Origin of the sequence: Mycobacterium sp. (assembly GCF_025965855.1) — a bacterium.
Taxonomy (GTDB): Bacteria; Actinomycetota; Actinomycetes; order Mycobacteriales; family Mycobacteriaceae; genus Mycobacterium.
This window is the reverse complement of record NZ_JAOPWB010000327.1, coordinates 1-5,764: the sequence shown is the minus strand read 5'-3', so window position 1 is coordinate 5,764 and position 5,764 is coordinate 1. Positions and strand designations below refer to the sequence as shown.

The 5,764-nt window shown below is 68.6% G+C and carries 3 protein-coding genes and 1 pseudogene; 1 reads left to right on the top strand and 3 read right to left on the bottom strand.

What is annotated here, in order from left to right:
- Nucleotides 1-184 precede the first annotated feature (184 nt).
- Nucleotides 185-1,357 (bottom strand): YbhN family protein, encoded by a 1,173-nt coding sequence (locus JWP83_RS28260; RefSeq protein WP_297738215.1) that lies wholly within the window; start codon nucleotides 1,355-1,357, stop codon nucleotides 185-187.
- A 168-nt stretch (nucleotides 1,358-1,525) separates the two neighbouring features.
- Between JWP83_RS28260 and JWP83_RS28255 the strand changes: the two genes are divergently transcribed.
- On the top strand, nucleotides 1,526-2,686 hold the full coding sequence (locus JWP83_RS28255) for an AI-2E family transporter (RefSeq protein ID WP_297738213.1): 1,161 nt from the start codon (nucleotides 1,526-1,528) through the stop codon (nucleotides 2,684-2,686).
- An 11-nt stretch (nucleotides 2,687-2,697) separates the two neighbouring features.
- Here the strand turns inward: JWP83_RS28255 and JWP83_RS28250 are convergent, their stop codons facing one another.
- Together JWP83_RS28250 and JWP83_RS28245 are read right to left on the bottom strand one after the other, a co-directional pair.
- Nucleotides 2,698-5,589 carry an MMPL family transporter gene (locus JWP83_RS28250; RefSeq protein ID WP_297738211.1) on the bottom strand — a complete coding sequence of 964 codons (2,892 nt, stop codon included), beginning with the start codon at nucleotides 5,587-5,589 and terminating at the stop codon, nucleotides 2,698-2,700.
- A 62-nt stretch (nucleotides 5,590-5,651) separates the two neighbouring features.
- Nucleotides 5,652-5,764 (bottom strand): annotated as a pseudogene (locus tag JWP83_RS28245) (NYN domain-containing protein); the annotation flags it as partial.

Sequence of the window (5,764 nt, the reverse complement as noted above, 5' to 3'; positions counted from 1 at the left end):
CGGCCGGTGGCGCGCCGGGCGCGGCCCCCGTCGGTGGCGCCCCGGCCCCGCTGCTGCCCGGCGTCACGGTGGGCGGCGCGCCGCGACCGAACAACGCCGGCTAAAAGCCCCCTGGCGCCGAGTGTGAACCACACGACGCGTCGTCAGATTCACTCTCGACGGGCCGACGGCCGAAAAGCGTTGGCTAACCGCCGTTTTCGTGGCTGGGCTCGGGTGGCGGCAGCGGGCCCTGCAGGGCGGTCTGCGTCGGGTCGGCGGACGGATCGATCTCGCGTATGACGGGCAGTGGGCCGGTAATCGGGTCGTCGGCGTCGGAGTCGGCGATGTTCTCGGTGCGGAAAACGAAGAAGAACACCACCCAGCCGACGGCTGCGATGAGTAACCAGCTGATCAGCCGGTAGAGGAGCATGGCCGAGATCGCGCTCGGCAACGACATCCCGCTGGAGATGAGGCCGGGCACCAGCACCGCCTCGACCACCAGCAGGCCGCCCGGCATCAGCGGTATCGTGCCGACCGCGCGGGCGGCCGCGTACGCGACCGTCAGCCCGGCGACCGACGCGTGGTCGCCGGCGGCGTATGCGGCGAAGCCGAGGCAGGCGACATCGGCGATCCAGTTGAACATCGACCAGCTGAACGCGACGCCCAGGTCGCGCCGGCCCAGGCTGACCGACTCGAGCTGCATGAGCGTCTCGCGCCACTTGTCCAGGCCGGTATCCGCCGGCCTGCCGCGAAGCGAATTAACCCACGTCAACACCCGGCTGCCGATGCCTTCGATCAGGTCCGGGCGCGTCGCCACCGCCTGGGCCAACAGCAGCAACGCGACGAAGCCGCCGAGCGTGAACAGCAACGAGAACGGGTTGTTCCTGGCTCCCAGGAAGAAGGCGCCGCCCAGGCCGAGCAGCGCCAGCCCCACCGCCTGCAGCACGCCCGACATCACCAACTGCCACGAGGCCACCACCGTCGAGGCGCCCCAGAGCCGCTGCTGACGGAACAGGAACGTCGCCGACAGCACCGGCCCGCCGGGCAGCGTCGTGCTCAGCGAATTGGCGGCATAGAACGCGGCCTCCGACCGCAACTGCCTGACGTGCACGCCGGCGGATTTCAGCAGGGTGCGCTGGATCTGGGCGAAGCTGTGCATCGACGCGGCCGCCGCCACCACCGACGCGATCAGCCACCACCAGTTGGCCTCGTACAAGCTCATCCAGGCTTTCGCCAACTGGTGCCAGCCGAGCGCGATCTCGACAGCAAGCACGATCGCGACGACGCCGAGGATCACCCAGCGCACCCACCAGTACTTGCCGCGCGGGGTCTCTTCGCGCGTCAGGTCCAGCTTGCGGGCGGGTGCGTCGTGCGGCACGTGCTTTAGGGTAACCGCGCAGGTGGTGGGGTCCCCGGGGCGCAACTCCGACTGTGTCGTCGTCGTAACCGGATCGTGCCGACCGCAGGGACGCGAGCGACCGCGAAACGGGGTTTGTGCCGCCATTGCAGGCCATTGCAGCGCACCGGTGCCAGATAGGCTGGCGTGATGCCGGCAAACCCCGACGACTGCTTGGAAGCTGGGGCAGTCGAACCCCTTGTGCGCAAGTCCGCGGCCTGGGCGTGGCGTTTGCTCGTCATCCTGGCGGCGGTGGTCGCGCTGCTCTGGGTCGTGAAGAAGCTGGAAGTCATCGTCGTTCCGGTGCTGCTGGCGCTGATGGTCAGCGCTTTGCTGGTGCCGGCGGTCGACTGGATCGACCGGCGGGGGCTGCCGCGCGGCGCGGCGGTGGCGCTGGTCATGCTGGGCGGGTTCGCGATTTTCGGCGGCATCCTGGCGTTCGTCATCGTCCAGTTCGTCTACGGTCTGCCCGACCTGACCGACCAGATGAGCCGCAGCATCGACTCCAGCCGCAGGTGGCTGATCGAGGGCCCGCTGCATCTGCGCGGGGAACAGATCTCCAACGCGGGCAACGCCGCGATCCAGGCGCTGCACAACAATCAGTCCAAGCTCACCAGCGGCGCGCTGGCCACCGCGGCGACCATCACCGAGGTGGTGACGGCCGCCGTGCTGGCGCTGTTCACGCTGATTTTCTTCCTCTACGGCGGGCGCAACATCTGGCAGTACGTCACCAAGATCTTCCCGGAGGGCGCCCGTGGGCGGGTGCGCGAGGCGGGCAGCGCCGGATACGGGTCGCTGATCAGCTACGTGCGCGCCACCTTCCTGGTCGCCCTCACCGATGCCGCGGGCGTCGGCACCGGGTTGGCGATCATGAACATTCCGCTGGCGCTTCCCCTGGCCTCACTGGTGTTCCTCGGCGCCTTCATCCCGCTGGTGGGTGCGGTGATCGCCGGGTTCCTGGCCGTGGTGGTGGCCCTGCTGGCAAAGGGCATCGTCTACGCGCTGATCACGCTGGGTTTGCTGATCGCGGTGAACCAGCTGGAGGCCCACTTGCTGCAGCCGCTGGTGATGGGACGCGCGGTCTCGATTCATCCGCTCGGGGTGGTGCTGGCCATCTCCACCGGCGGCGTGCTGGGCGGGATCGTTGGCGCCCTGCTCGCCGTTCCGACGGTCGCGTTCCTCAACAACGCGATACAGGTGCTGCTCGCCCGGGATCCGTTCGCCGAGGCCGAAGAGCAGGCCGAGGAGCCCGACGAGGTGGGGGCGATCGTCCAGGCGAAGCCGGACGATCCCGGGGACGCGGCAGGCTGAGCCGTCAGGCGCTATAAGCGTCCCTCGCGGCGCAGCAGATCCTGCGCACTGACGCCCCCGCCGGCGCCGCGGCGCCGGCGGTCGCCGTTATCGCTTTGCCCGCGGGCGTTGAGCTGCTCGGTGGCCGCGTCGGAGTCGTCGGCGTCGGACCGCATGACCGGCATGGCGGCGGTGGGGTCGGCCGGGTCGCTCTTGCCGTCACCGGAATGGTTGGTCGGGACCGGCATGGCCCGGGTCTGACCGCTGGACGGCGTCGGCGGCGAAGGCGTTGGCGGCGCCGGTGGCCGCGGCGCCGGCGCGGAGTTGGGTGCGGCCGGGTTGGCGGGGGCCACATTGGTCGGCACGGCGAGCCGCGCCGTTTTGGCGTCCGTGGGCTGGGCCGGGATGCGCGTGGTGTTCGCTCGCGACGGCGCGCTGGGTGCACCGGCGGCCACTTCCCGGGCGGGCCTGGGCTCCAGCTGGTCGGGGCGCGCCGCCCGCGACGGCTCGAGCAAGCCGGGGTGGGTGGGATCGTGCGGTGCGCGCGGTGGCGTCGCGACCAGGCTGGCCGCCGCGACCGGAGGCCTGGTGGGCCGCCCGTTGAGGCTGGGCCGCTTCCGCTCGTCGGGGAGGTCGATCTCGCCCAGTCCGAGGCGGTCCTGTAGCCGCCTGGCCCAGCGCGGGGCCCACCAGCAGTCGTCGCCGAGTAGCTTCATCACCGAGGGCACCAGGAACATCCGCACCACGGTGGCGTCCAGCAGCAGCGCGGCCATCAGCCCGAACGCCAGATACTTCATCAGCACCAGGTCGGAGAACACGAATGAACCGGCGACGACGGCGAGGACCAGCGCGGCGGCCGTGATCAGGCGTCCGGTGGTCGCGGTGCCGATCCGGATGGCCTCGGCGGTCGACATGCCGCGTTCGCGGGCCTCGACCATGCGGGACACCAGGAATACCTCGTAGTCGGTGGCCAGGCCGAAACCCACCGCGACCACCAGCGCGATCAGCACCACCATCAGCGGCGTCGGCGTGAAGTTCAGCCACTTCGAGAAATGCCCGTCGACGAAGATCCAGGTCAGAATCCCCAAAGTGGACCCGAGCGTCAGCGCGCTCATCACCGTCGCCTTGATCGGCAACACCACCGAGCCGAACGCCAGGAACATCAACAGCATGGTGGCACCGAGCAACAGGACCAGCATCAGCGGAGCCCTGTCGAACAAGCTGTGGATGCTGTCCTGCTCGAGGGCCGGCGTGCCGCCGACCAGGAGGCTGATCCCCTTCGGGGGGTTTATCGCCCGCAGTTCGCTGATCTTCTTGGCGGCGTCATTGCGGTTGGACAGGCCGTTCTGAATCACCCGCACCGAGTCGTCTTTGGGCTGCGTCGTCCCGTTCGGGCCGCTGACGCACGGATTGCCGGCGATGGTCGGGCACGCCCGCTCCTCCCAGGTCTTGTCGGTGAACCCGGTGATCGGCGCGAGCCTGTTGCGAATGTCGGCGACCTGCTGATCGGTGACCTTGCTGCCGTTGTCGCTCTTGATCACCATGGTCAGCTGCTCGGTCCGGTATCCCGGGAAGAGCTTGTCGAAGTGCTCCTGCGCCAGGCGGACGGAATTGTTGGGCGGCAGGTACTTCTCGCTCATGCCCCCGAACGAGAGGTTGCCCAGCGGGATGACGAGCAGGATCATGGCGACGGCGATCGGGATGGCGAACGCCAGCGGCCGCTTCATCACGAAGTTGACCAGCTTGCCCCAGAACCCGGCCTCGACCTCCTCGCGGGTCTTGGTCTTCTGCAGCCGGTCGGCGAGCCAGTTGAGGTAAGCCCGCGACACCTTCCAATTGCGCAGGAAGGGCACCCGGAACGCGGTCCGCACGCCCAGGGCGTCGACGTGGCGGCCGAGGATACCCAGGCAGGCCGGCAGCAACGTGATCGACAGCAGCGCCGCAAGGCCCACCGCGGCGAAGATCGCGTAGACAAGCGAGTGCACGAAACCCTGCGGCAACACCAGCAGGCTGGCACTCGAGGCGATGATCAGCACCGCCGAAAAGGTGACGGTGCGACCGGCCGTCATGACGGTGCGCCGCACGGCGGCCTCGGTGTCGTAGCCTTCGGCGATCTCTTCGCGGAACCGGCTTACCACGAAGAGCCCGTAGTCGATGGCGATACCCAGACCGATCAGCGAGACCACCGGCTGGGCGAAAAAGTGGACCGGCCCAAACATGGCGGCGAACCGCAGGATGCCCAGCGCGCCCGCGATGCTCAGCCCACCCACGATGGCCGGCAGGCCCGCGGCGACCGCGCCGCCGAACACCAGGAACAGCACCACCGTCACCAGTGGCAGCGCGAGAACCTCCATGCGGCGCTGGTCGGTGGCGATGGTGCCGGTCAAGGCGTTGGCGATCGGCTCCAGGCCGGCGAGCTCCACCGTGCCGCCGTCGAGCTTCTGCAGATCCGGTGCGATGGCTTTGTAGTTATTGAGGATGGTGTCGTCGTCGTCGCCCTTCAGCGGCATGCTGACGAAGGTGTGCTTCTTGTCCTCGGTGGCCATCCCCTTGATCAGCGGGGGCGCGTCGGCGGGGTTAGCCACGGCCAGCCAGCCGGCCCAGCCGACCACCTGGTCGGGATGGTCATTCTTGAATTTGTTCAGTTCGTCGACGACCTTCTGCCGCCATGCCGGGTCGTCGACCGTCTTCCCGTCGGGAGCGGTGAAGGTGGCGACGATGTGGCTGGTGCGGTCGCGGCCGTAAGTCTGGTCACCCAGGACCGAGGCCTTGACGGACTGGCTGCCCTCGTCGTAGTAACCGCTTTGCGTAACGTGTTTACCCAGGCTCATCCCGAAAATGCCGCCGCCGAGGCACAGAGCCACCATGACCCCGATGACGATGTACCGATAGCGGTACACAGTTCGTCCCCACCAGGCGAACACGTAAGCTCCTTACTGGATCACTAGCGACCCGCGCAGTGCCTTTTCGGTTTTCGACGCCAGTCTCACACACGCGTGGTCAACAGGGCGGACAGCGGCCGGAACGGCTGCAGCCATGCTCCATGGTCGGGCAGCGAATCCAGGCCGATCCGCGGCAACGGCTCCCGGAACACACCGG